The organism is Rhodococcus sp. BP-241 (genome assembly GCF_019836145.1).
In the GTDB taxonomy this organism is placed as follows: Bacteria; Actinomycetota; Actinomycetes; order Mycobacteriales; family Mycobacteriaceae; genus Rhodococcoides.
Genome location: NZ_JABUEI010000002.1, coordinates 640,650 through 664,570, shown reverse-complemented (window position 1 = coordinate 664,570; position 23,921 = coordinate 640,650). Strand labels below are relative to the sequence as shown.

Below are 23,921 nucleotides of genomic sequence, written 5' to 3'. Positions count from 1 at the left end.
CTCGCGTCCTAGGTGATCCGGCGCTGCCGACGAGCGACGACGAAGCGTGGGCGGTCCGCGAGATCCCGATGCTGGGACACGTCTCCGAACACCGCTCGCCCCTCCAGGAGGGCGACCACCCGGTCTCCGTGCGAGTCGTCGTGCTCGATGCCCACTCCCCCGTCGATCCGCAACCACCGCGCGATGTTCGCGATCATCGGCTCGATGACGGACAGCCCGTCCGGGCCACCGAACAGCGCGACGTGCGGATCGTGGTCGATCACCTCGGGATCGAGCCGCGCACTCGTCGGCACGTAGGGCGGGTTCGCCACGACCAGGTCGACGGTGCCGTCGAGCTCCGTGAGCACCGTCCTCTCGGTCACGTCACCGTGATGCAGATGCACGGGAGTGTCGCCGTCCGACGCCCGCAGGTCGGCGTTGCGCCGCGCCCACGCCAACGCGTGCGGATCCTTCTCCACCGCGTGCACCACGGCGTCCGGGCGAGCGTGGGCGATCGCGAGGGCGAGTGCGCCGCTTCCGGTGCACAGGTCGAGGACGACGGGCGGATGCCGCCCGGCGGACTCGAGGAACGCGAGTGCCCAGGCGAGCAACAGTTCCGTCTCCGGGCGGGGGACGAACACCCCGGGGCCCACCTCGACGTCGATCTCCCCCAGTGACGACGTTCCGATGATGTGCTGCAACGGAATTCGCTTCGCACGCTGCGCGACGGTCGCACGGTAGGCCTCGGCGACCTCGGGCTCCACCAACGGGGTCAGGCCGAGCCGCCCGCGGGGAACCGACAGCAGATGCGCGGCGAGCAACTCGGCGTCGACCCGCGGGCTGGGGACGCCGGCCTCGGTCAGGACGCGGGTTGCCTCGACGATGGCCAGACGTAGCGGGACGCGACTCACCGACACAGCTTCGCACTGCCGGTCGGCCCGGCGATCACGTGGAGGTCATTCCGCCTGGAGCCGCGCCTGTCGGTCGGCCGCGGCGAGCGCGTCGAGGAGCGCGTCCATGTCACCGTCGAGAACGGCGTCCAGGTTGTGCGACTTGAAGCCGATGCGGTGGTCGGTGATGCGGTTCTCAGGGAAGTTGTACGTGCGGATGCGCTCGGACCGATCGACGGTGCGCACCTGGCTCGCACGCCCGGCCGCCGCCTCCTTGTCGGCCGCTTCCTCGGCCGCCGCCTGCAGCCGCGAGGCGAGCACCTGCATCGCCCTCGCCTTGTTCTGCAGCTGGGAGCGTTCGTTCTGACAGGTGACGACGATGCCCGTGGGCAGATGCGTGATGCGCACCGCGGAGTCCGTGGTGTTGACGCCCTGGCCACCCTTGCCGGACGAGCGGTAGACGTCGATGCGCAGATCGGTCTCGTCGATCTGGACGGCTTCGACCTCGTCCTGCTCCGGGTAGATCAGGACGCCGGCCGCCGACGTGTGCACTCGTCCCTGCGACTCGGTGACGGGAACACGCTGCACCCGATGCACGCCGCCCTCGAACTTGAACCGCGACCACACACCGTCGGCGGTGTCGGAGCGCGCCTTGATGGACAGCGTCGCGTCCTTGTACCCACCCAGATCGGAGACGTTTGCGTCGAGGATCTCGACCCGCCAGCCGTGGCGCTCGGCGTACCGGACGTACATCCGAGCGAGATCGGACGCGAACAGGGCGGACTCCTCGCCGCCCTCACCCGACTTGACCTCCAGCACGACGTCGTCGGCGTCGTGAGGATCACGGGGCGCGAGCAGGTCGGTGAGGGTGGTGTCGAGCTCGGCGACGGTCGCCTCGAGCGCCGGGATCTCGGCGGCGAAGCCGGCGTCGTCGGCAGCGAGCTCGCGGGCCGCCTCGAGATCGTCGCGGGCGGCACTGAGCTTGGAGTACACACTCATGATCGGGGCCAGCTGCGCGAACCGCTTCCCGGCGCGGCGAGCCGCCGCCGGATCGTCGTGCAGCGAGGGATCGGACAGGTCGCGCTCGAGTCCGGCGTGCTCGGCGAGGATGTCGTCGATCGCGGACGGTGTCGCGGAGGCGGCCACGGTGTTCTCCCTGTCGAACCGAAGAATGTCAACGAACAATGGTGCAGAAACGACCGACGCCCGCCCCGAGACGAATCTCGGAACGGGCGTCGGCGGAAGAGCTAGCTGTCGGCGTCGGCCTTCTTGCCTGCGCGCTTGCCGTAGCGAGCCTCGAAGCGAGCCACGCGGCCGCCGGTGTCGAGGATCTTCTGCTTGCCCGTGTAGAACGGGTGGCACTGCGAGCAGACCTCGACGTTGATGCGCTCCGCCGAGTTGGTGCTGCGGGTCTCGAAAGTATGTCCGCAACCACACACGACTGTCGTCGCTGTGTAATCGGGGTGGATTCCTGCCTTCATGGTGTCCCTTTCATGGTCGCCGGGTCGCCTCGACTGTCGAGTGCGTGAACCGGAACCGGACTCGGCCGATCAGTATGCCAGAGCAGCTGTCCGCGCTGGTAATCGTCTCAACATCGGTGCCGAGACGTTTGTTCCGTCGATCCTCGGGGGTCAGTCCTCCGGCGAACCGGGCGCCGTCTTGGAGACCGACATGAGAAACTCGATGTTGTTCTTGCTCTTCTTCAGTCGGTCGATCAGCAGATCGATCGCCTGGTGCGAGTCGAGCCCGGAGAGCACCCGACGCAGCTTGTGCAGCACGGCCGCCTCGTCGGGACTGAGCAGGAGCTCGTCCTTGCGGGTGCCCGACGGATTGACGTCCACCGCCGGGAACACGCGCCGCTCGGCGATCTTGCGATCGAGCTTGAGCTCGGCGTTGCCCGTGCCCTTGAACTCCTCGAAGATCACCGTGTCACCTGTCGAGCCGGTCTCCACCATCGCCGTGGCGATGATGGTGAGCGATCCACCGTTCTCGATGTTGCGCGCGGCACCGAGGAAGCGTTTGGGCGGGTAGAGCGCCGTGGAGTCGACACCACCGGACAGGATGCGACCCGAGGCCGGCGAGCTGTTGTTGTACGCACGGCCCAGACGCGTGATCGAGTCGAGCAGCACCACCACGTCGCGGCCGTCCTCGACCAGACGCTTGGCGCGCTCGATCGCCAGCTCGGCGACCGAGGTGTGGTCGCCCGGCGGGCGATCGAAGGTGGAGGCGATGACCTCACCCTTCACGCTGCGCTGCATGTCGGTCACTTCTTCGGGACGCTCGTCCACGAGCACGACCATCAGGTAGCACTCGGGGTTGTTCGTCGCGATGGCGTTCGCGATCGCCTGCAACACGCTGGTCTTACCCGCCTTGGGCGGGCTCACGATGAGCGCACGCTGCCCCTTGCCGATCGGCATGACCAGATCGATCACGCGCGTCGTCAGGATGTTCTGCGTGGTCTCGAGGCGCAGTCGCTGATTCGGGTACAGCGGCGTCAGCTTGTTGAACTCCGGCCGCTTGCGGTTGCCGTCCGGCGGCGCACCGTTGACCGTGTCGAGACGGACCAGCGGGTTGAACTTCTGCCGGGAGTTGTTCTGCTCCCCCTCGCGGGCCACTCGCACGGCACCGGTCAGTGCGTCACCGCGCCGGAGGCCGTTGCGGCGCACCATGTTCATGGAGACGTACACGTCGTTCGGTCCCGCGAGGTACCCCGAGGTCCGGACGAACGCGTAGTTGTCGAGCACGTCGAGAATGCCGGCGACGGGCTGCACGACGTCGTCGTCGCGCAGTTCGGGCTCGCGCTCACGATCACGCTGGTTGCCGCCGCCCTCGGGAGCACCGTCACGATCGCGCCCACGGCGACGCTCGCGGAAACGACGTCCCCGCCTGCCGCGGCCCTCGCCGTCCTCGTCGTCGCGGGGACCGTTGTCACGAGGCCCGTTGTTGCGGTCACCCTGGTTGCGGTCGCCCTGGTTGCGATCGTTCCGGTCACCCTGATTGCGATCGCCCTGGTTGCGGTCGTTGCGGTCGCCCTGGTTGCGGTCGTTCCGGTCGCCCTGATTGCGATCGCCCTGGTTGCGATCGCCCTGGTTGCGATCGTTGCGGTCACCCTGGTTGCGATCGTTGCGGTCACCCTGGTTGCGATCGCCCTGGTTGCGGTCGCCCTGGTTGCGGCCCTGGCGCTCGCGGCGCGGCCGGTCCCCGTTCTGACGATCACCCTCGCCCTGGTCGCGGTCGTCGCCACCGTCGGTGCGGGTGGTCTCGGCCGGAGCCGTCGTGGTGGACGCTGCCGCGTCGGTGGACTGGTGCGCGCGGCCGTCCTGCGCAGGCGCAGCGTCGTTCTGCGACTCGGCGGCGGTGTCGGTCGACTCCGCGGCGCCGGCACGGCGGGTCGCTCCGCGACGGTTCCGCGTGCGACGCGGGCCGTCGGGGTTCGCGCCGTCGGACGCTGCACCGTCGGAACCCGAGGTGTCGGCGCTGGGGGTACCGGCGTCGGAGCTGGAGGCGCTGGCGCTCGCACCGTCGGCTCCGGAATCCCGGGGGGCCACGGCGTCGGACACACCGGCGGACGGTGCGTCCGACGTGGCGGCGGGCGCGGACCGGCTCACGCGGGGTGCGCGCGACGGTGCCTCGGTGGCAGCCGCGGACGCGGGCACCTGCTTGGCCTCGATCGCGGACACGAGGTCGCCCTTACGCATCCCGGAGACACCCTTGATGCCGAGTTCGGACGCGAGTCCGCGCAGCTCGGTGAGCACCATCCCGGAGAGTCCGGCACCGCGGCGCGACGTGCGCGGGCGCGTGTCGGACTGGGTCGCCGGAGCAGCGATAGATTCCGTATCGGTCACGGAGGTCCTTTCCTTCCCTCGCGCGCCTGGTGCGCAGATCGAGGGTTCGTTCCGCCGTTCGACTCTCGTGTCGAACTCGGATGCCGCGTACGTTCGCGTCGTGCAGAAGAGCGAAGGCTGTTCCAGGATGCGACTTCCCTGGCGGCCGTGGCGCGCCGATCGACGACGGCGGCACCGCTGGAGCTCGAGGCCGGGAAGTAATGCCCTGGAGAAATCGGCGCGCTGACTGCGCACGATGTACGGACGCGTACCACAATAGCCGTGATGCGAGGTACGGGCAAGAATGTCCGCGTCAGCGCGTCGTGACGCCGTCCGCGATCTCCAGCTCCAGCACCGTCATCCCGTCGTCCTCGGCGCGGTCGGCCAACTCGCGCGCGATGCTCGCCGTTCCGAGCACGAGCACGGTGGGTCCGGCGCCCGAGACCGTCGCGGCGTGCCCGTGCGCGCGCAGGGTCTCGACCCATCGCGACGTCACCGGCAGGGCGGAGGCCCGGTAGGGCTGGTGCAGGCGATCCTCGGTGGACACCATCAACAGATCGGGTCGCGTCGTCAGGGCCACGACCGCGAGCGCGGATCGGCTCGCGTTGAACGCGGCGTCGCGGTGCGGAACGAGGTCGGGCAACAGTCCGCGCGTGTGCGCCGTGGACGACCGTTCGGTCGGGATGAGCACCGTCGCACCGATGTCCGGGTGCACGTCGAGACGGGCGGCCGCATAGGCCCGCGGCCCCTCCGGCGGTCCGGACTCGCGGCTCCAGGACACCACGGCGCCGCCGAGCACGCTGGCCGACGCGTTGTCCGGATGACCCTCGAACTCGGCGGCCAGCTGCACCATCTGCTCAGGCGACAACGCGAGAGCCGGATCCAGGGACGCCGCGAGGCAGTTGGCCGCGGCGAGCCCACCGACCACTGCCGACGCCGACGAGCCGAGGCCGCGAGAATGGGGAATCCTGTTGTGGCACCGTACTTTCAGACCGTCCGCCCACACGCCGGCCGACTCGAGACCACGCTCGATCGCTCGCACGACGAGATGCGACGGACCCCACGGAACCTCGCGCGCACCCTCACCGTCGACCTCGATGTCGAGCCCGGACTCCGCCACGGTGACGACGACGTCGTCGAACAGACCCAGGGCGAGCCCCAGTGTGTCGAACCCGGGTCCGAGGTTGGCACTGGAGGCAGGCACGCGGGCGTGCGCCACCGTCCCGGTGGTGAGTGTCCTCGTCACGTCGGCCGGCCCGGCCACTATGCCGACTCGGGAGCAGCCGGGTTCACCGACGACCCTGGCGCCACAGTCGATCCCGCGATCGAGATCCCGATCATTCGGACGTTCCCTCGAGTCGGAGAACGCTGGTGACGGCGGTGACGATGTCGAGTTCCTTCAGCGCGTCCACGGTGGCCGCCAGAGCCGAGTCCTTGGCGCGGTGCGTGACGACGACGAGACGGGCATGCTTGCTCGCGCCCTCCTGGCGCACCGTGGAGATGCTGACGTCGTTCTTGGCGAACTCGGCCGCGACGGCGGAGAGCACTCCGGCGCGATCCGCGACCTGCATGTTGACGTGGTACCGCGTGGGGGTGTCCCCCATGGGTGCGACGGGGAGCTTGGCGTACGTCGACTCCCCGGGTCCACGGCCGCCGTAGAACTTGTTGCGCGCCGCCATCACCAGGTCGCCCATGACGGCGGACGCGGTGGGAGCGCCGCCCGCACCCTGGCCGTAGAACATGAGCCGTCCCGCGGCCTCGGCTTCGACCACGACGGCGTTGAAGGCACCCGACACCGAGGCGAGCGGGTGCGACAGCGGTACGAGCGACGGGTAGACGCGGACGGAGATGCGGTCGTTGCCGTCGTCGTCACTCACACGCTCGCACAGCGCGAGAAGCTTGACGGTGCAGTCGAACGCACGCGCGGTGGCGATGTCCGCCGCGGTGATCGAAGAGATCCCCTCGCGGTGTACGTCGGCCGAGGTGACCCGCGTGTGGAACGCGAGCGAGGCCAGGATGGCGGCCTTCGCCGCAGCATCGAAGCCCTCGACGTCGGCCGTCGGATCCGCCTCCGCGTATCCCAGCCGTCCCGCCTCCGCGAGCGTGTCCGCGTAGTCCGCACCCGTCTCGTCCATGGCCGAGAGGATGAAGTTCGTCGTGCCGTTGACGATGCCGATGACACGGTTCACCCGGTCACCGGCGAGAGACTGCATCAGCGGCCGGACCACCGGAATGGCCCCTGCCACAGCGGCTTCGAAGTACAGGTCGGCGCGGTGGCTCTCGGCGGCGTCGGCCAACTCACCGGTGTACTCGGCGAGGAGTGCCTTGTTGGCCGTGACGACCGACTTGCCGGCGTTGAGCGCGGCGAGGATCAGTTCGCGGGCCGGCTCGATGCCGCCGAGCACCTCGACCACCAGGTCGACGTCGTCGCGCGCGACGAGTGCGCGCACGTCGGTGGTCAGCAGGTCGGGGTCGATGCCGCGGTCCTTGCCGATGTCGCGCACCGCGACTCCCCGCAGCACGAGCGGCGCACCGACGCGGGCGGTGAGATCGGTGGCGTGATCGAGCAGGATGCGCACGACCTCGCTGCCGACGTTCCCCATACCGAGGACGGCGACGCCGATCGGCTTGTCCACGGGACTGACGAAGGCCGCGGCCTCCGACGACACTGACGATTCTGGAGCGGTCACCGGTCTACCTCCAAGCTGAGCAGGTCGTCGAACGTTTCGCGGCGGAGTACCAGCCGCGCTTGCCCGTCCCGCACGGCGACGACGGCCGGACGGGGCAGAAGGTTGTACCGGGACGACATCGAGTAGCAGTACGCACCCGTCGCGCCCACGGTGAACAGGTCACCGGGACCGAGATCCTCGGGCTGCCACGTGTCGCGGATGACGATGTCGCCACTCTCGCAGTGCTTTCCGACGATCCGGGCCAGAACGGCCGGAGCCTCCGACGTACGCGACGCGAGGCGGCCGACGTACTCGGCCTGATAGAGCGAGGTCCGGATGTTGTCGCTCATGCCCCCGTCGACGCTGATGTAGCGGCGCGTGTGGGTGCTGTCGACGGTGACGTCCTTGACGGTGCCCACCTCGTACAGCGTCACGGTGCCGGGTCCCGCGATCGCACGTCCGGGCTCCACTGCCAGTGTCGGAGTAGGGATCCCGGCGGCCGCCGACTCGGACTCGACGATGTGGGCGAGCTTGGCGGCCAGATCCTGCACGGGGGGCGGGTTGTCCCCCGGCACGTAGTGGATGCCCATGCCGCCGCCGAGATCGACCACGGTGATCTGCGAGGTCTTCTCGGTGCCGAACTCGGCCTTGATGTCGCGCAGCAACCCGATCACGCGGTGAGCCGCGAGCTCGAACCCGTCGACCTCGAAGATCTGGGATCCGATGTGCGAGTGCAGGCCGACGAGGCGCAGATTGTCGGTCTCGAACACTCGACTGACGGCCCGGAGCGCGCTGCCGTCGGACAGGCTGAAGCCGAACTTCTGGTCCTCGTGGGCGGTGGCGATGAACTCGTGCGTGTGTGCCTCGACCCCGACGGTGATGCGGATCAGGACGTCCTGCACCGTTCCCGCCGCGGCAGCGACCTCGTCGAGCCGGTCGATCTCGATCATCGAGTCCAGCACGACGTGCTCGACACCGGCGCGCACTCCCGCCTCCAGTTCGGCCCGTGACTTGTTGTTGCCGTGCATCGCGATCCGGTTCGCCGGGAAGCCCGCGTTCAGTGCGATCGCCAGCTCGCCGCCCGAGCACACGTCGAGGGACAGACCCTCGTCCGCGACCCAGCGAGCGATCTCCCCACACAGGAAGGCCTTGGACGCGTAGTGCACCCGCTCGGGGGCACCGAACGCCTCCGCCATCTCGCGGCAGCGCGACCGGAAATCGTCCTCGTCGATGACGAACAGCGGCGTGCCGTACGTGGCGGCGAGTTCCGTCACCGGAACACCGGCCAGCGTCACGACACCGTCGTCACCACGAGCTGCGTTGCGGGGAAACACCTTCGGATGAAGGTCCGTGAGTGCCGCGCTGTCCGCCGGACGCTCCGGCGTGCCGGGGCCCGACTGCTCGGCGTGCCGCGGCCCGGCGGGATGCGCGCTCACATCTTCTCCGGTGCACTGACACCGAGCATGGCCAGGCCGTTGGCCAGGACCTGCCGGGTGGCGTCGCCCAGGGCGAGCCGCGCTGTGTGGACGGGCATCGGATCCTCGTCTCCTCGGGGAAGTACTCGACACGCTCCGTAGAACCGGTGATAGGCACCCGCCAACTCCTCGAGGTACCGGGCGATCCGGTGGGGTTCGCGCAGCCCCGCCGCACTGGCGACGACGCGGGGGAACTCCCCGACGGTACGGACGAGGTCACCTTCCGCGGCATGGGTCAGCAGAGCGAAGTCGGGATCCGCGGCGGAGACGCCCAGCTCCTCGGCACCGCGGGCGAGAGAACACAACCGGGCGTGGGCGTACTGCACGTAGTACACCGGGTTGTCGTTGCTCCGGCTCGCCCACAGCGCGAGATCGATGTCGATCGACGAGTCGACCGACGACCGCACCATCACGTACCGCGCGGCGTCGATCCCGATGGCCTCCACGAGGTCGTCGAGAGAAATCACCGTGCCCGCACGCTTGCTCATCTTCACGGCGACACCGTCGCGGACGAGGTTGACCATCTGACCGATGAGCACCTCGACGGTCGCCGGATCGTCGCCGAAGGCTGCGGCAGCGGCCTTGAGCCGACCGATGTAGCCGTGGTGGTCCGCGCCGAGCATGTAGATGCACAGGTCGAATCCGCGAGATCGCTTGTCCTGGAAGTACGCGATGTCGCCGGCGATGTACGCGGCGTTGCCGTCGCTCTTGACCACGACGCGATCCTTGTCGTCGCCGTACTCGGTGCTGCGGAGCCACCAGGCCCCGTCCTTCTCGTACAGGTTGCCCGAGGTTTTCAGCGTCTCCACAGCGCGCTCGACCGCGCCGGACTCGAAGAGCGAGTTCTCGTGGAAGTACACGTCGAAGTCGGTGCCGAACTCGTGCAGGTCCGACTTGATCTTCGTGAACATCGCGTCGACGCCGAGGGCTCGGAACACCTCCTGCCGCTCGTCGTCGGGCAGACCCATCACGTCCGGTCGCTGCGTGACGACGGCCGCGGCGATCTCGGCGATGTACTCGCCCGCGTAGCCGTCCTCCGGAGCGGGCAGACCCAGCGCCGAGGCGACCAGCGAGCGTGCGAACCGATCGATCTGCGCGCCGTGATCGTTGAAGTAGTACTCGCGGGTGACCGCGGCACCCCGCGAGGTGAGGATGCGCCCCAGGGCGTCGCCCACCGCGGCCCAGCGGGCGCCGCCCAGGTGCACGGGACCCGTGGGGTTCGCCGAGACGAACTCCAGGTTGATCGAGGTCCCGGTGAGCTCGTCGGACCAGCCGTAGCGATCGTTCTCGCGCTGCACGCGCTCCACGATGGCGCCCTGAGCGGACTTCGCGAGCCGGATGTTGAGGAATCCGGGACCGGCCACGTCGACGGCCTCGACAGCGTCGGCACCGGCCAGAGCGTCCGCGAGCCAGGTCGCCAGGTCGCGGGGGCTGACGCCCGCCTTCTTGGCCACCTGCATCGCGACGTTGGTCGCGTAGTCGCCGTGCTCGGGATTGCGCGGGCGGTCCACCGTCACCGTCGCGGGCAACACGGCAGGATCGAGTCCGTGCTCGGTGAGCACGGCCGCTGCGGTGGCATGCAGCAGTTCGGCGAGGTCGGCGGGAGTCACGGGGCCTTATCCTATGGTCTCGCTGCACAGCACCCCGACCGCGGTCACCGGTGGGTCCGACGGGAGCGCTTCAGCGAGGGCTCAGACTCCCTCCGTACAGTGGGGCTGCCTCGAGTAGGCGGCCACTCATCTCCTCGATCGAAAGAGCGCTCCGACCATGCCAAGCGGTTCCGACAAGAAGTCAGCCAAGGCCATCAAGGCTGCCAGCAAGACCGGCACCCGGAACAAGGGTGGTGTCCCCTCCAGCGTGGGATCGGGCAAGCGGCGCCAGATCCCGTGGCTGACGGTGGCGGCATCCGTCGTGGTCATCGCGCTGATCGGCGCCCTGGCCTGGAACCTGGTGCCCAAGTACCAGGACCGCGCCGAGGCGCAGCGCTTCGCTCCCACCGAGGAGAACCAGGACCCGTCGACCGGCATCGACGGCGTGGTCACGCAGGACTATCCCGCTGCGCTGCACGTCACCGGCTCGCAGCGTGTCGCCTACGACCAGTCGCCGCCGTTCGGTGGCCCGCACGACCAGGTGTGGGCCAACTGCATGGGCACGGTCTACCCGGACGGTCTGCGCACCGAGAATGCCGTGCACTCGCTCGAGCACGGCGCCGTCTGGATCGCCTACAACCCGGACGACCTGAGCGAGGACCAGATCTCGACGCTGGCCGCCAAGGTCGAGAACCAGCAGTACATGCTCATGTCCGCCTACCCCGGACTCGACTCCCCGATCTCGCTGCAGTCGTGGGGCCATCAGCTCAAGCTCGACAGTGTCGACGACCCCCGGATCGACCACTTCATCGCCGCACTGCGCCTGAACCGCTACGCCTACCCCGAGGTCGGCGCGAGCTGCTCCACGACGCCGGAGACCTTCGACCAGGACAACCCGCCGCCGTTCGACGGCAGTGCACCGGGCCCCGACGCGGTGCCGATGAGTGGCGAGGGCCTGACCCCCGACGCCTCCGAGACGGGTGCGGGTCAGCTCCCGGGCGGGCTGGGCCTGCCCACCGACGGCCTGCCCACCGACGGCGCGGCAGTGCCCACACCGTGAGCGTGACGACGGAGGAGCGGCCCACGGCGCAGCGGAGTCAGCGGTCGGCCCTGCTGGTCCTGGGCGCGGTGGCCCTGCTCGTCATCGGGTTCGCCGTCGGCTTCCTCGCGCAGACCCCGTTGCGGGACGATCCGGCACCCACACCGGGCGCCGATTCGGTCGACGTCGGGTTCTCCCAGGACATGACCGTGCACCACAACCAGGCGATCGAGATGGCGACCATCGCGCTCAGTGGCGCCTCCGATCCGCTGGTCAAGAATCTCGCGTACGACATCCTCACGACACAGCAGAACCAGGCCGGGCAGATGCAGGGCTGGCTGGCGCTCTGGGACGCCGCTCCGTTGCCGACGGGCGGCTACATGGGCTGGATGACGGAGGACGGCGGACACTCCATGTCCGGCTCGTCGATGTCGTCCATGTCCGGGTCCGGCTCGTCCACCGGTCCCGTGCAGACCATGCCGGGTATGGCGAGCACGCAGGACATGACGGCGCTGCGCGCCGCCACCGGTCCGGCACTGGACGTGCTGTTCCTCCAGTTGATGCTGCGCCACCACGAGGGTGGTCTGCCGATGATGGAGTACGGCGCGGTGCGTGCGGAGACGCCCGCGGTGCGCAATCTCGCGCAGACGATGGTGAACACCCAGACCTCGGAGGCTCAGCTGATGACGCAGATGCTCACCGAGAAGGGTGCTGCTCCGCTCTGATCGCGTGATGCGCTACTGTTGGCACCGCCCGAAACGGCACATCGGAGTTCGCTCCGGTGCGCCCCCGTAGCTCAGGGGATAGAGCGTCCGCCTCCGGAGCGGAAGGCCGCAGGTTCGAATCCTGCCGGGGGCACCCATCACTCGCCCGGTGCGAGCACCGTCAGTCGTTCGCCAGGAGCGCTGTCATCACGGCGTCGGCCGTCAGCCGGGCCGTCGGTTTCCTCGCAGGCGCCAGGTCGTGTCCCGCAGCCTCGATCGTCACGATGGTCACCGCTCCCCCGATCCGCGTCGTGTGCTCGCGCAGTTCGTCGCCGGTGGCGAACGGGTCCCGCGAGCCGTGCACGATCACGGTCGGAGCGGCGATGCCCGGGAAGTGCTCGGTCCGCAGGGTGTCCGGCTTCGTCGGCGGGTGCAGCGGATAGGACAGTGCGAGAAGAGCGTCCGCGATGTCGGGGTCCTCGGCGAGGAGCATCGAGGCCTGACGGCCGCCGTACGAGTGACCCCCGACGATCACCGGTCCCCGCGCATCCAGCGCCCGCACCGCGGCGGCGATACCGGCACGATCCGCGGCGGCGCCCGCTCGGTTCGGAGGGCCCTTGGGCCGAGCCTGACGAAACGGGAGATCGATCCGCGCCGTCAGTACCCCACGGTCCGCGAGCTCGTTGGCGACGGCCACCAGAATCGCTGCGTCGCAGTTGCTTCCCGCACCGTGGGCGAGCACGGCCGTCGCGACGGGTGCGCCGGCAGGTTCGTGGACGACGCCGTGGATCCCGTCGGCTCGCCACTCCCGCACCGTTCCCTCCGTCATGCCGCGACCGTAACGCAGAACGGGCACCGACCACAGCGGTCGATGCCCGTTCTTCTCGTGCGTCCGGTGTCAGGGAACCTGCGTGAGCCCCACCGTCGGGAAGAACGCGCAGGTCTTGCCGTCGTGCGAGACCTGGCCGAAGATCGCCGACAACACGGTGCCCGAGCCCGTGGCGACGGGTGCCAGGCGCACACCGGCGTTGGGGAACTTCGAGAGGTTGTTCGTCAGCAGGTCGCGTCCGATGGAACGGAACGGCTCACCCAGTGGCTCGATGATCTCCGCGAGGACGACGTCGGTGAGACCACCCATGTCGGCGAAGCCACCCTTCAGCGTGGTGACGTTGAACCACGCCACCTGCATGCCGGACTTGTTCGCACCGTCGTTCACGATGCCGCCGGGCGCCGGAACGAAGGCGTACAGCGTCTCGCCCGGATCGGCGATCGTGGTGTCGATCCCGGGCAGTGTCGGAATGGTGACACCCGGCACCTTCGGCGTGTACGGGCCGGGAGCCGAACCGGCGACCGCGGGCACGATGCCGAGCGGCGCACCCGGGAGCGCGGAGCAGTTGATCGCGGCCGTCGGGTAGAAGAACGGCGTGAGACCGAAGCCGCCGAGCAGTCCGTTCGCAGCGTCCAGCAGCGCCAGCGGGTTCGTACCGGCGGGCTCCGCGACATCGACCGACGGTGCAGCACCCAGCACGGCGCGCGCCGCCTCGAGGGCGACGTCCCCCGGCTCAGCGGATCCCTCGAGAGTGGCCAGCGCCTGCTGGAACGGGTCCGGAGCGGGTGCCGGATCGGCAGAGGCGACGGCCGGCAGCGCGAGCGCTCCGGCGCAGGCGATGGCCAGGGCGGCCACCGTTCGACGAGGCCGACGGAATGTACGCATGCATGCTCCTGAATGGCTCGGGGTCGACGATCTCGGGATCGAGATGCGCGTGCGGTCCCGTGGGAACCGTGTGGTCCGATTCGATCACGGGTTTCGTCAGGTCACGGTCGTCGAGACTGCATTGATACCAAAGTGTCGCATGATGCAGATGTGACGGATGTGGCGATCGACTCGGTCGCGCGCCGAGTCGATCCACCGTGCGAACGTGGGAAGATCGACCCATGTCGTCAGCGCCGAAGCTTCCGCTGGACCCCATCGCGGAAGCTCACCGTCAGTGGATCCGCCACGGATGGTCGGACGCCGCCGACGGCATGGCCGCGGTCACGTCCATCATGCGCGTCCAGCAGATCATGATGGCGCGCGTCGAAGAGGTCCTCAAACCCACGGGGCTGACCTTCGCTCGCTACGAGTTGCTGACCCTGCTCACCTTCACGAAGACCGGCGCCCTGCCGATGGCGAAAGCCAGCGCGCGCCTGCAGGTCCATCCCACCTCGGTGACCAACGCCGTCGACAGGTTGGAGAAGGCGGACCTGGTCACGCGGGTGCCGCACCCCACGGATCGCCGCACCACACTCGTCGAGATCACCGAGGCGGGACGGCAATTGGCGGTCAAGGCGACGGAAGATCTCAACGACCGCGTGTTCGGGCTCCCCGGAGTCGCGGGTGCGGATCTGGACAGACTGGTGTCCATCCTCGCAGGGGTCCGGCGGCGCGCCGGGGACTTCGACGACGAGGACACGTCCGGCTGGTGACAGCAGAGATCCGGTGCCACTCCCCTCGCTCGGCGAGGAGAGTCGCACCGGATCTCGGTACGGCCGGATCAGCGGTGGCGGAACACCGGCTGACGCTTCTCGGTGAAGGCGGTCATGCCCTCGGTCTGATCGTCGGTGGCGAACGTCGAGTGGAACAGGCGACGTTCGAACCGAACACCCTCCGCCAGAGTCGATTCGAACGCCCGATTCACGGCTTCCTTCGCCATGACGGCGATGGGAAGCGACTTCGCGGCGATCGTCTCGGCCGTCTCCAGCGCATCGGCGAGCAGATCGGCCGCCGGCACGATCCGCGACACGAGCCCTGCTCGCTCCGCCTCCTCGGCGCCCATCTTGCGACCGGTCAGACACATCTCCATCGCTTTGGCCTTGCCGACGGCACGCGTCAACCGTTGCGAGCCACCGATTCCGGGGATCACCCCCAGAGCGATCTCCGGTTGGCCGAACTGAGCCGTGTTCGCTGCGATCAGGATGTCGCACATCATGGCCAGCTCGCATCCCCCACCGAGGGCGTAACCCGCCACGGCGGCGATGGTCGGTGTGCGCACTGCGGCGAACGCGTCCCACTCGGAGAAGAAGTCCTGCGTGTAGACCTCCATGTAGGTCTTGGACTGCATCTCCTTGATGTCGGCACCGGCCGCGAACGCCTTCTCGGAACCGGTCACCACGATCGCCCCGATCGCCGGATCACGATCGAACGCCACGGCAGCCTCGACCACCTCGGTCATCAGCTGAGAGTTCAACGCGTTCAGCGCCTTCGGCCGGTTCAGCGTGATGACGCCGACGCGGCCCCTGGTCTCGACCGTGATCGTCTCGAACAGCTGCGTCTCCACTGTCGGCGTCCCGATGTCGCTCACGCGGTACCGCCCGAACGCTCACGGATGTCCTGCACGATGCCGGAGAAGTCCTTGTCCCCGTGCTCGGCGGCGTACGCCTCGTACATGGCCGAGGCCAGCATGCCCAGCTGCGCCTCGACACCGTTGGCGCGCACGGCCTCCGACACGAGACCCAGATCCTTGCGCATCAACGCGGCGGCGAATCCCGGCGTGTAGTCGTTGTTCGCGGGACTCGTCGGCACCGGCCCCGGAACGGGACAGTTGGTGGTCAACGCCCAGCACTGTCCCGATGCCGTGCTGGCGACGTCGAACAGTGCCTGATTGGTCAGCCCCAGCTTCTCCCCGAGCACGAAGGCCTCGCTGACGGCGATCATGGAGACCCCGAGAATCATGTTGTTGCACAGCTTGGCCGCCTGGCCGTTGCCGCTCTGTCCGCAGTGCACGATCTTGCGACCCATGATCTCGAGCAGCGGATTCGCCTCGGCGACGGCAGCGTCGTCGCCCCCGACCATGAACGTCAGCGTGCCCGCGGTGGCTCCACCGACGCCGCCCGAGACGGGAGCGTCGACGGCGCGGTGGCCCGCGGCCCGCGCGACGTCGGCCGCCGTTCGGGCATCGGCCACGTCGATGGTCGAGGAGTCGATGAACAGCGTGCCGGCGCCGGCAGCGGGGACGACGTCGGCATAGCAGTCGAGGACGTGCTTGCCACTGGGCAGCATCGTCACCACCACCGAGGCACCCGCCACGGCGTCGGCGGCCGACTCGGCGACCGTGATGCCCTTCTCCCGCGCCTGGTCGAGCGAGGCGGGAACGACGTCGAAGCCTCGGACGTCGTGGCCGGCCGCGGCGAGGTTGGCCGCCATCGGCCCGCCCATGTGCCCCAGCCCCAGGAAGGCGATCACGGTGCTCACGATTGTGGTCCTTTCGAGACGGAGTCCGCCGCAGCGGATGTCAGACCCAACTCGGCGTCGCCGAGCGGTGCGAAGAAACGATCGACGTCGGAGGTGGTGACGTCGTCGAGGTGGGCAGGCGTCCAGCGCGGTCGACGATCCTTGTCCACCACCTGCGCGCGGATGCCCTCGACGAGGTCGGGGCTGTCCAGGCAGGCGATGGACACGCGGTACTCGTCGTCGAGGACCTCGTCCAGCGACGACGCCGCGGCCGCGCGGCGCAGTGAGCGGAGCGTGACCGCCACCGACGTGGGGGACTTCGCCTCGATCGCGTCGGCGGCAGCGACGGCCTCGTCGCGGCCGTCGGCACGTAACCGCGCGACGATGCTCGCCGCGTCGTCGCCCGTGTAGGCCGCGTCGATCCACTCACGCTGCGCCGCCAGAGCCGACTCGGGAACGGGCGAGACGAGCGACAGGGCGGTGTCGACGGTGCCCGTGTGCAGGGCCTCGACGAACGCCGGCAGATCCTCGGTGGGCACGAAGTGGTCGGCGAATCCGGCAGCGACGGCGTCGCCCGCCGTCATGCGCGCGGTGGTCAACGCGAGGTGGGTGCCGATCTCGCCGGGCGTCCGGGCGAGGAGATACGTCCCGCCGACGTCCGGAACGAAGCCGATGCCGACCTCGGGCATCGCGACCTTCGACTTCTCCGTCACTATGCGGACCGTCGCGTGAGCGGAGATACCCACTCCGCCGCCCATCACCGCACCGTCCATCAGAGCGACGATCGGCTTGCCGTACCGGTTGATCCGCGAGTTCATGACGTACTCGTCCCGCCAGAACTTCGCGGTGGCGGACCCCGTCGGCCAGTTCTCGCCCGCCTTCGCCTTCGCGTCGTCGTGGATCGCGACGATGTCGCCGCCGGCGCACAGACCACGCTCACCGTTGCCGGTGATCAGCACGGCGCGCACCGACGGGTCGTCCTCCCACCGCACGAGAGCCGCGTCGATGTCGCGCACCATCGCGTGGCTGAGCGCGTTGATCGCGCGCGGCCGGTTCAGGGTGACCGTGGCGACCCCGCGGTCGACCGTCAGCAGGACGTCGGAGTTTTCCGCGGCGGTGTCGCTCACGCGGCACCCACCACCGATCGGGCGATGACGATTCGCATGACCTCGTTCGTTCCTTCCAGGATCTGGTGCACTCGGAGATCGCGGACGATCTTCTCCAGACCGTACTCACTGAGATAGCCGTAGCCACCGAGCAACTGGAGCGCGTCGTTGGCCACGGTGAACCCCACGTCGGTGGTGAACTTCTTCGCCATCGCACACAGCTGCACCTTGTCGGGAGCATCGGCGTCGAGAGCACTCGCGGCCCGCAGGAGCAGGACCCGGGCCGCCTCGAGATCTGTCCGCATGTCGGCCAGGCGGAACTGCAGTGCCTGCGCGTCGAGCAGCCGTGATCCGAACGCACGACGGTCGGCGAGGTAGGACACCGCGGCGTCGAACGCCGCCGTCGCGCCGCCCAGCGAGCAGGCCGCGATGTTGATGCGACCGCCGTTGAGGCCGTTCATCGCGATGCGGAACCCGTTGCCCTCGCCGCCGAGCAGATTGTCGGCCGGCACCGTGACGTCCTCCAGGATCACCTGGCGGGTGGGCTGCGCGTTCCAGCCCATCTTGGCCTCGTTGGCGCCGAACGACAGTCCCGGCGTGTCCTTCTCGACGACGAACGCGGAGATGCCGGACGGGCCGGGCCCGCCGGTGCGTGCCATGACGACGTAGACGGCGGACTCGCCGGCACCCGAGATGAACTGCTTCACGCCGTTCAGGACGTAGGTGTCCCCGTCGCGCACCGCCTTGGTCGACAGCGCGGCCGCGTCGGATCCGGCGCCCGGTTCGGTGAGGCAGTAGCTGCCCAGGGTCTCCATCGAGCACAGAGCCGGAAGCCACTGTCGCCGTTGATCGTCGGAGCCGTAGGTGTCGATCATCCACGCCACCATGTTGTGGATCGACAGGTACGCGGCGATCGACGGATCACCTGCGGCGAGCTTCTCGAAGATCCGCACGGCGTCGACGCGGCGCAGACCGGAGCCGCCGACGTCCTCGGCGATGTAGATCCCGCCCATACCGAGTGCGGCGGCCTTGCGCAGGACGTCGACCGGGAAGTGCTTGGTCCGGTCCCACTCCACGGCGTTCGGAGCGAGGAACTCCGCGGCGAAATCCGCTGCCGTCTCGCTGATCGCGCGCTCGTCCTCGTCGAGCGCGAAGATGTCCGCCACCGTCAGTCCATCGTCGGGATGACGAAGTGGTTCTGCGCCACAGCTTCCTTGCGGCCGCTGGGCCACCGCTGGGTGACCGTCTTGGTCTTGGTGTAGAACCGCACCGAATCCGGGCCGTGCTGATTGAGGTCGCCGAATCCGGACCGCTTCCAGCCACCGAAGGTGTGGTACGCGATCGGCACCGGAATGGGAACGTTGACGCCGACCATGCCGACGTTCACCCGCGCGGTGAAGTCGCGCGCCGTGTCACCGTCGCGCGTGAAGATCGCGACACCGTTGCCGTACTCGTGAGCCGACGGCAGGCGCAGAGCCTCCTCGTAGTCGGCCGCACGCACGATCTGCAGCACCGGTCCGAAGATCTCCTCCTTGTAGATGCGCATGTCCGTCGTCACCTTGTCGAACAGCGTTGCGCCGGTGAAGAACCCGTTCTCGTGGCCGGCGAGGGAGAAGCCTCGGCCGTCGACCACCAGGTCCGCACCCTCGTCGACACCGATCTGCACGTAGTCCGTGACGCGCTGGACGGCCTCGGCCGTGATGAGCGGTCCGAAGTCGCTGCCCGCGTCGTCGCTGCGTCCGACGCTGAGCTTCTCGACGCGCTCGACCAGCTTGGCGCGCAGGGCCTCCGCGGTCTCCTCGCCGACGGGAACGGCCACGGAGATGGCCATGCAGCGCTCACCCGCACTGCCGTAGCCGGCACCGATCAGCGCATCGGCCACCTCGTCGAGGTCGGCGTCGGGCATGACGATGGCGTGGTTCTTCGCTCCGCCGAAGCACTGGGCGCGCTTGCCGTGCGCCGCCGCCGTCTCGTAGATGTACTGGGCGATGGGCGTGGAGCCGACGAAGCCCACCGCACTGACGCGGGGGTCGGTCAGGATCGCGTCGACTGCTTCCTTGTCACCGTTGACGACGTTGAAGATTCCGGGAGGGCCACCGGCCTCGAGGAAGAGTTCGGCCAACCGCAGCGGCACGGAGGGGTCCCGCTCGGACGGCTTGAGGATGAACGCGTTGCCGCAGGCGATCGCGGGCGCGGCCTTCCACAGCGGGATCATCGCGGGGAAATTGAACGGGGTGATGCCGGAGACGACACCGAGAGGCTGACGCATCGAGTACACGTCGATACCCGTTCCGGCACTCGCCGTGAACTCACCCTTGAGCAGATGCGGGATGCCGGTGGCGAACTCGACGACCTCGAGTCCGCGCTGGATGTCGCCCTTGGCATCGGCCACGGTCTTGCCGTGCTCGGACGAGAGCAACTGGGCGAGCGGCTCCATGTTCTCGTTGATCAGGGCCAGGAAGCGCATCAGGACGCGGGCACGCTTCTGCGGGTTCTGCAGCGCCCACTCGACCTGCGCCTCCTCGGCGTTCGCCACGGCCGCCTCGACCTCCGCCGTACGGGCGAGCGGAACGCGGGCCTGCACCTCGCCGGTGTTCGGGTCGAAGACGTCGGCGAAACGGCCCGACTCCCCCGCCACGTGCTGTCCACCGATGTAGTGCGTCAGTTCTCGGGTCACGGATCCACCTTCGTCGTCGTTGAGTGAGGTGATCCTATAGTCGGACGTCCATGTATGTCCAGGATCACGCCCCGCCCATCCGCCGATAGAGCGCATCGAGCTCCGCCATCGCGGACCGCACCCCGCGCTCGTCGACGTCCGCAGTCCGCAACGCGATGCGCAGCAACGACGCCTCGAGATCGTCCGACGCCGGCGAGAACAGCGGGTCCGGCAGCGCGGGCAGCGTCGTCGCGTCACCGAAGTGATCGTCCGGATCGACCGTCGCCTCCGCGTCCTCGACGAACCCGACCAGGGCATCGAGGTCGACTCCGCGCAGCGCCAGCAGGCGGGTCGGGTCCTCGTCGATCCGCTCCGCGGCGAGATACGTCAGCGCCGCGGCGTGCTTGCAGGGCCACCCGCTGTCGGGGCAGGTGCAGTCGAAATCGAGCTGCGACGCACTCGACAGCAGCAGCCGCGGCCCCAGCGCCCGCGGAACAGAGCCGGAGGCGAGCTCGGTCAGCATGCCGGGCGACTCCTGCACGTCGGACATCAGCGCGTCCATGTCGAACGGATCCAGGACAGCGATGCTCACGGACGCCGAGAACGGCTCCACCTGACTGCCCTGGACGTCGCCGTCGATCCGCCCCGGCCGGAGTTCGAGGGAGATCACCTGCCCGCCGCGGGCGTACGTCCGTCCGCGCGAGAGCCGCCCGGCGTCGGCGATCGACTCGATGGTCTCCACGAACTGCTTGCCCCACCACGTGCGACCGAAGGCGCCCCGAGAGGTCTTCGCCGCGATGCCGTCCGGGATCCGCCGCCGGGGGCCGAACTGGTCGAACTGCGCCATCAGTCGCCCACCGCGTCCTCGGAGAGCGTGAGCAGATCGCGCAACTCCCCCGTCGACAACTCGGTGATCCAACTCTCGCCGGAGCCCACCGCGAGATCGGCCAGATCCTTCTTCGTGGTGAGCATGGTGTCGATGCGCTCCTCCACGGTGCCGACGCACAACAACTTGCGCACCTGGACGTCCTTGCGCTGGCCGATGCGGAACGCGCGATCCGTCGCCTGGTTCTCCACCGCCGGATTCCACCACCGGTCCAGGTGCACCACGTGATTGGCGGCCGTCAGGTTGAGGCCGGTGCCACCCGCCTTGAGCGAGAGCATCATGATCGGAGGACCGCCGGCGGACTGGAACTCCTCGACCATCGCGTCCCGTCGGCCCTTGCTCACACCACCGTGCAGGAACGGGACGGGAACGCCGAACCGGCGTTCGAGGTACGGCGCCACCATCGAGCCGAACGCCGTGAACTGGGTGAACAACAACGCCTTCTCGCCGTCGCCGAGGACCGAGTCGAGGATGTCGTCCACGAGTGCGAGTTTGCCGGAGCGGTGCTTGCCACGACGTAACACCGTCGACCCGTCGTCGAGGAAGTGCGCAGGGTGGTTGCACACCTGCTTGAGCCGGGTCAGTGCGCCGAGCACCGCACCCTTGCGCGCCATGCCCTCGCTCTCGGCGATCTGTCGCATCATCTCGTCGACGACGGCCTGGTACAGGCTCGCCTGCTCGGCGGTGAGGTTCGAGCGCACGGTCATCTCGAACTTGTCGGGCAGATCCGCGATGACCGTCTTGTCGGTCTTCACCCGCCGCAGAACGAACGGTGACGTGAGGGAGCGCAACCGGGCCACGGCGGTCTCCTCCTTCTCGCGTTCGATCGGGATCGCGAAGCGTGCCCGGAACGTGGCCGGGGTGCCCAGGATGCCGGGGTTGCAGAAGTCGAAGATCGACCGGAGCTCGTCCAACCGGTTCTCCACGGGCGTGCCCGTCAGCGCGATCCGGTGCGCCGCGGGAATCGCCCGCGCCGCGCGGGCCTGCGCCGTGCTGCTGTTCTTGACGTGCTGGGCCTCGTCGAGCACCACCCGTCGCCAGGTCTGCGCCGACAGTTCGCCCACGTCGCGGGCCAACAATGCGTACGTCGTGACCACCAGATCGTGCGAGCGCACCGCAGCCGTCAGGTCGTCCCCCGTCGCGCGATCCGGCCCGTGGTGCACCAGCACGCGCAGGGTCGGCACGAACTTCGCCGCCTCGCGCTGCCAGTTGCCCACCACCGACATGGGCGCGACGAGCAACGTCGGTGTCACCGATCGCTCGTGCGCCAGGAGAACCAGCAGCTGCAGCGTCTTTCCCAACCCCATGTCGTCGGCCAGTACCGCCCCGAGGCCGGCCGAACTCATGAAGGCGAGCCACTCCACACCGCGCTGCTGATACGGCCGCAGCGTCGCGTGCACCGAGTCGGGCACCTCCACCGGTTCCGGCCGGCGGTCCGGGTCGAGCAACTTCTGCGCCCAGCCGGTGGCCTCGATCCGCTCGACGGGAACCGGCGGCGGTTTCTCGGCGGACAACTGCCCCAGCACGTCGGCGAGCGGCAGGGCGCGGTCCCGGTTCTGCTTCTTCACGTACTCGATCGCGCGGCTCAGGGCGGTTCCGTCGGCCTGCACCCAGGTGCCGCGCAGTCGCACCAGGTCGCCCTTCGTCGACGCGAGCCGGGCCATCTCCTCCGGCGTCAGTTCCATGTCGCCGATGGCCAGTTGCCAGTCGTACGAGACGATCTCGTCCAACCCCACCGCCCGGTTCTCCGCGGTGGGCGACGGCGGCGAGTCGACCTTCAGCCGCAACGACGCGTCGAGGCGACTCCACGCCCGCGGAAGCAGCACCCCGACCGACACGGCACGCAGCTTCTCGACCCCGTGCAGCACGAAGTCGGTCACCGCCGCCGTGGGCAGCAGCATGTCGAGCGAGCCGGTGTCCGTCGCCATCGAGCGCAGCGGCTCGTACGCGGCCATCGCCTCGCCGAGCTTCGCCACCGCGACCCGGAACAGTTCCGCGTCGCGCACACCCGGCGCTCCGCCACCGCGGTGCACCACTACCGGCGTCGGCGCCTCACCGTCCGGACGCAGCAACACCTCGAGCGGCCACAACGGCTCCCCGGTCTCCTCGTCGTCGTCCGGTTCGGTGAGCCGCAGGACCAGCTCGGGCTCGTCGCCGCGCAGGCTCGCCCGCCACTGCTCCAGTGCCGCCTCGGAGCGAGCCGATCCCTCCTCGTACGGCTCCTCCTCGACGAGGGACCACAGGAGCGGATGCTCGACTCCGGGGCGTCCGATGACGCGGCGCACGATCGGATCCGTCACCTCGGCGAGCAGGTCGTCGAGGACGGCGCGCGCACCGCCCTCCGCACTCTGCACCGGCGGCATCGCGGCCGCCAGTTCCGCGCGCCACGCGCGCTGTGGCTCCCCTCCGACCAGTCGCCACCGCAGCCACCACTGCGACTCGAACCGCACCTGCACCGGGACCACCCGCGCAGCACGGACCCACCGCTCCACCCCGGCCACCACGAGGGCGAGATAGCGCAGATCACCGGAGATCGCGGGGTGGCGGGGCGGAACGCGCAACAGCAGTTCCGCTGCGTCCGCCGGCGCCAGCGCGATCGACGGCATCGACACCGCCACGTGTCCGCGCGGCGTCGGCAGGGTGACGTCGGCACGGTGCCGCATCCGTCGGGACATCACCTTGGCCAGGTGAGGCGGGAGCTCCGGCGTGTCGGCCGAGTGACGGTCGCCGCTCGGGGCGTCGTCGTCCTCCCACAACATCAGGCCTCGACCGGGGGTCCAGAGGCCGTGGAGCATGGTGCCATCCAATCACTGCGAGGCCTGTGCAGAACGTCCCGCGTCCTGTCGGACCCACCCGGCATACTCGCTCCTCGTGACCTTCTCCTCGACCCGGCC

The 23,921-nt window shown here is 69.1% G+C and carries 20 protein-coding genes and 1 tRNA gene; 4 read left to right on the top strand and 17 right to left on the bottom strand.

Annotated features, from left to right (window positions below; all coding sequences use genetic code 11):
• Positions 1-8: 8 nt before the first annotated feature.
• From prmC to argS, 8 genes are all read right to left on the bottom strand, one after another.
• Positions 9-890, bottom strand: coding sequence for a peptide chain release factor N(5)-glutamine methyltransferase (gene prmC, locus HQ308_RS06355; RefSeq protein ID WP_056448594.1), 882 nt, complete (start codon positions 888-890; stop codon positions 9-11).
• Between the two features lie 45 nt (positions 891-935).
• Entirely contained in the window at positions 936-2,015 is a 1,080-nt protein-coding gene (gene prfA, locus HQ308_RS06350; protein ID WP_222645931.1) for a peptide chain release factor 1, read from the bottom strand.
• Positions 2,016-2,116: 101 nt separating this feature from the next.
• Positions 2,117-2,350, bottom strand: a complete 234-nt coding sequence (gene rpmE, locus HQ308_RS06345; protein ID WP_027507227.1) for a 50S ribosomal protein L31 — start codon at positions 2,348-2,350, stop codon at positions 2,117-2,119.
• 150 nt (positions 2,351-2,500) lie between these two features.
• The gene (rho, locus tag HQ308_RS06340; RefSeq protein ID WP_308115694.1) at positions 2,501-4,714 is read right to left on the bottom strand and encodes a transcription termination factor Rho; all 2,214 of its coding nucleotides are present in this window, start codon (positions 4,712-4,714) and stop codon (positions 2,501-2,503) included.
• A gap of 292 nt (positions 4,715-5,006) precedes the next feature.
• Positions 5,007-5,939 (bottom strand): homoserine kinase, encoded by a 933-nt coding sequence (gene thrB, locus HQ308_RS06335; protein ID WP_222645930.1) that lies wholly within the window; start codon positions 5,937-5,939, stop codon positions 5,007-5,009.
• 91 nt (positions 5,940-6,030) lie between these two features.
• On the bottom strand, positions 6,031-7,383 hold the full coding sequence (locus tag HQ308_RS06330; RefSeq protein ID WP_155957165.1) for a homoserine dehydrogenase: 1,353 nt from the start codon (positions 7,381-7,383) through the stop codon (positions 6,031-6,033).
• Complete coding sequence (lysA, locus tag HQ308_RS06325; protein WP_056448484.1) at positions 7,380-8,798, bottom strand: diaminopimelate decarboxylase; 1,419 nt, start codon at positions 8,796-8,798, stop codon at positions 7,380-7,382. Before lysA ends, HQ308_RS06330 begins: the two co-directional genes overlap by 4 nt.
• Positions 8,795-10,447, bottom strand: coding sequence for an arginine--tRNA ligase (argS, locus tag HQ308_RS06320; protein ID WP_222645929.1), 1,653 nt, complete (start codon positions 10,445-10,447; stop codon positions 8,795-8,797). The genes lysA and argS overlap by 4 nt, the downstream gene beginning before the upstream one ends.
• A gap of 157 nt (positions 10,448-10,604) precedes the next feature.
• On the opposite strand from argS, the gene HQ308_RS06315 reads away from it, so the two are divergent.
• From HQ308_RS06315 to HQ308_RS06305, 3 genes are all read left to right on the top strand, one after another.
• The gene (locus HQ308_RS06315) at positions 10,605-11,486 is read left to right on the top strand and encodes a DUF3105 domain-containing protein (RefSeq protein WP_027507233.1); all 882 of its coding nucleotides are present in this window, start codon (positions 10,605-10,607) and stop codon (positions 11,484-11,486) included.
• Between the two features lie 2 nt (positions 11,487-11,488).
• Positions 11,489-12,190, top strand: a complete 702-nt coding sequence (locus HQ308_RS06310; protein WP_222645980.1) for a DUF305 domain-containing protein — start codon at positions 11,489-11,491, stop codon at positions 12,188-12,190.
• Between the two features lie 60 nt (positions 12,191-12,250).
• Positions 12,251-12,323, top strand: a tRNA-Arg gene (locus HQ308_RS06305).
• Positions 12,324-12,350: 27 nt separating this feature from the next.
• Here HQ308_RS06305 and HQ308_RS06300 read toward each other — a convergent pair.
• Positions 12,351-12,998, bottom strand: coding sequence for an alpha/beta family hydrolase (locus tag HQ308_RS06300; RefSeq protein ID WP_222645928.1), 648 nt, complete (start codon positions 12,996-12,998; stop codon positions 12,351-12,353).
• Positions 12,999-13,067: 69 nt separating this feature from the next.
• Entirely contained in the window at positions 13,068-13,883 is an 816-nt protein-coding gene (locus HQ308_RS06295; protein WP_222645927.1) for a hypothetical protein, read from the bottom strand.
• 221 nt (positions 13,884-14,104) lie between these two features.
• On the opposite strand from HQ308_RS06295, the gene HQ308_RS06290 reads away from it, so the two are divergent.
• A complete protein-coding gene (locus HQ308_RS06290) occupies positions 14,105-14,635 on the top strand; it encodes a MarR family winged helix-turn-helix transcriptional regulator (protein WP_027507237.1) in 531 nt (176 codons plus the stop codon).
• Between the two features lie 68 nt (positions 14,636-14,703).
• On the opposite strand, the gene HQ308_RS06285 is transcribed toward HQ308_RS06290, so the two are convergent.
• The 7 genes from HQ308_RS06285 to HQ308_RS06255 all read right to left on the bottom strand — a co-directional run bounded on the left by HQ308_RS06285 (position 14,704) and on the right by HQ308_RS06255 (position 23,822).
• The gene (locus tag HQ308_RS06285) at positions 14,704-15,474 is read right to left on the bottom strand and encodes an enoyl-CoA hydratase (RefSeq protein ID WP_222645979.1); all 771 of its coding nucleotides are present in this window, start codon (positions 15,472-15,474) and stop codon (positions 14,704-14,706) included.
• A 32-nt stretch (positions 15,475-15,506) separates the two neighbouring features.
• Complete coding sequence (gene mmsB, locus HQ308_RS06280) at positions 15,507-16,400, bottom strand: 3-hydroxyisobutyrate dehydrogenase (RefSeq protein ID WP_222645926.1); 894 nt, start codon at positions 16,398-16,400, stop codon at positions 15,507-15,509.
• Complete coding sequence (locus tag HQ308_RS06275) at positions 16,397-17,506, bottom strand: enoyl-CoA hydratase/isomerase family protein (protein ID WP_222632733.1); 1,110 nt, start codon at positions 17,504-17,506, stop codon at positions 16,397-16,399. Before HQ308_RS06275 ends, mmsB begins: the two co-directional genes overlap by 4 nt.
• Positions 17,503-18,642: an acyl-CoA dehydrogenase family protein gene (locus HQ308_RS06270; protein ID WP_222645978.1), complete on the bottom strand. Its 1,140-nt coding sequence runs from the start codon at positions 18,640-18,642 to the stop codon at positions 17,503-17,505. The genes HQ308_RS06275 and HQ308_RS06270 overlap by 4 nt, the downstream gene beginning before the upstream one ends.
• Before the next feature lie 11 nt (positions 18,643-18,653).
• Positions 18,654-20,162, bottom strand: coding sequence for a CoA-acylating methylmalonate-semialdehyde dehydrogenase (locus HQ308_RS06265; protein ID WP_222645925.1), 1,509 nt, complete (start codon positions 20,160-20,162; stop codon positions 18,654-18,656).
• Between the two features lie 64 nt (positions 20,163-20,226).
• Positions 20,227-20,988 carry an SWIM zinc finger family protein gene (locus HQ308_RS06260; RefSeq protein WP_037187418.1) on the bottom strand — a complete coding sequence of 254 codons (762 nt, stop codon included), beginning with the start codon at positions 20,986-20,988 and terminating at the stop codon, positions 20,227-20,229.
• Complete coding sequence (locus tag HQ308_RS06255) at positions 20,988-23,822, bottom strand: DEAD/DEAH box helicase (protein WP_222645924.1); 2,835 nt, start codon at positions 23,820-23,822, stop codon at positions 20,988-20,990. Before HQ308_RS06255 ends, HQ308_RS06260 begins: the two co-directional genes overlap by 1 nt.
• Between the last annotated feature and the right edge of the window lie 99 nt (positions 23,823-23,921).

Excerpts from the sequence above, each read along its gene's own strand:
- HQ308_RS06255 (WP_222645924.1), bottom strand. The coding sequence starts at position 23,822 with ATGCTCCACGGCCTCTGGACCCCCGGTCGAGGCCTGATGTTGTGGGAG.
- HQ308_RS06295 (WP_222645927.1), bottom strand. The coding sequence starts at position 13,883 with ATGCGTACATTCCGTCGGCCTCGTCGAACGGTGGCCGCCCTGGCCATC.
- HQ308_RS06300 (WP_222645928.1), bottom strand. The coding sequence starts at position 12,998 with ATGACGGAGGGAACGGTGCGGGAGTGGCGAGCCGACGGGATCCACGGC.
- HQ308_RS06315 (WP_027507233.1), top strand. The coding sequence starts at position 10,605 with ATGCCAAGCGGTTCCGACAAGAAGTCAGCCAAGGCCATCAAGGCTGCC.
- HQ308_RS06260 (WP_037187418.1), bottom strand. The coding sequence starts at position 20,988 with ATGGCGCAGTTCGACCAGTTCGGCCCCCGGCGGCGGATCCCGGACGGC.
- rpmE (WP_027507227.1), bottom strand. The coding sequence starts at position 2,350 with ATGAAGGCAGGAATCCACCCCGATTACACAGCGACGACAGTCGTGTGT.
- HQ308_RS06290 (WP_027507237.1), top strand. The coding sequence starts at position 14,105 with ATGTCGTCAGCGCCGAAGCTTCCGCTGGACCCCATCGCGGAAGCTCAC.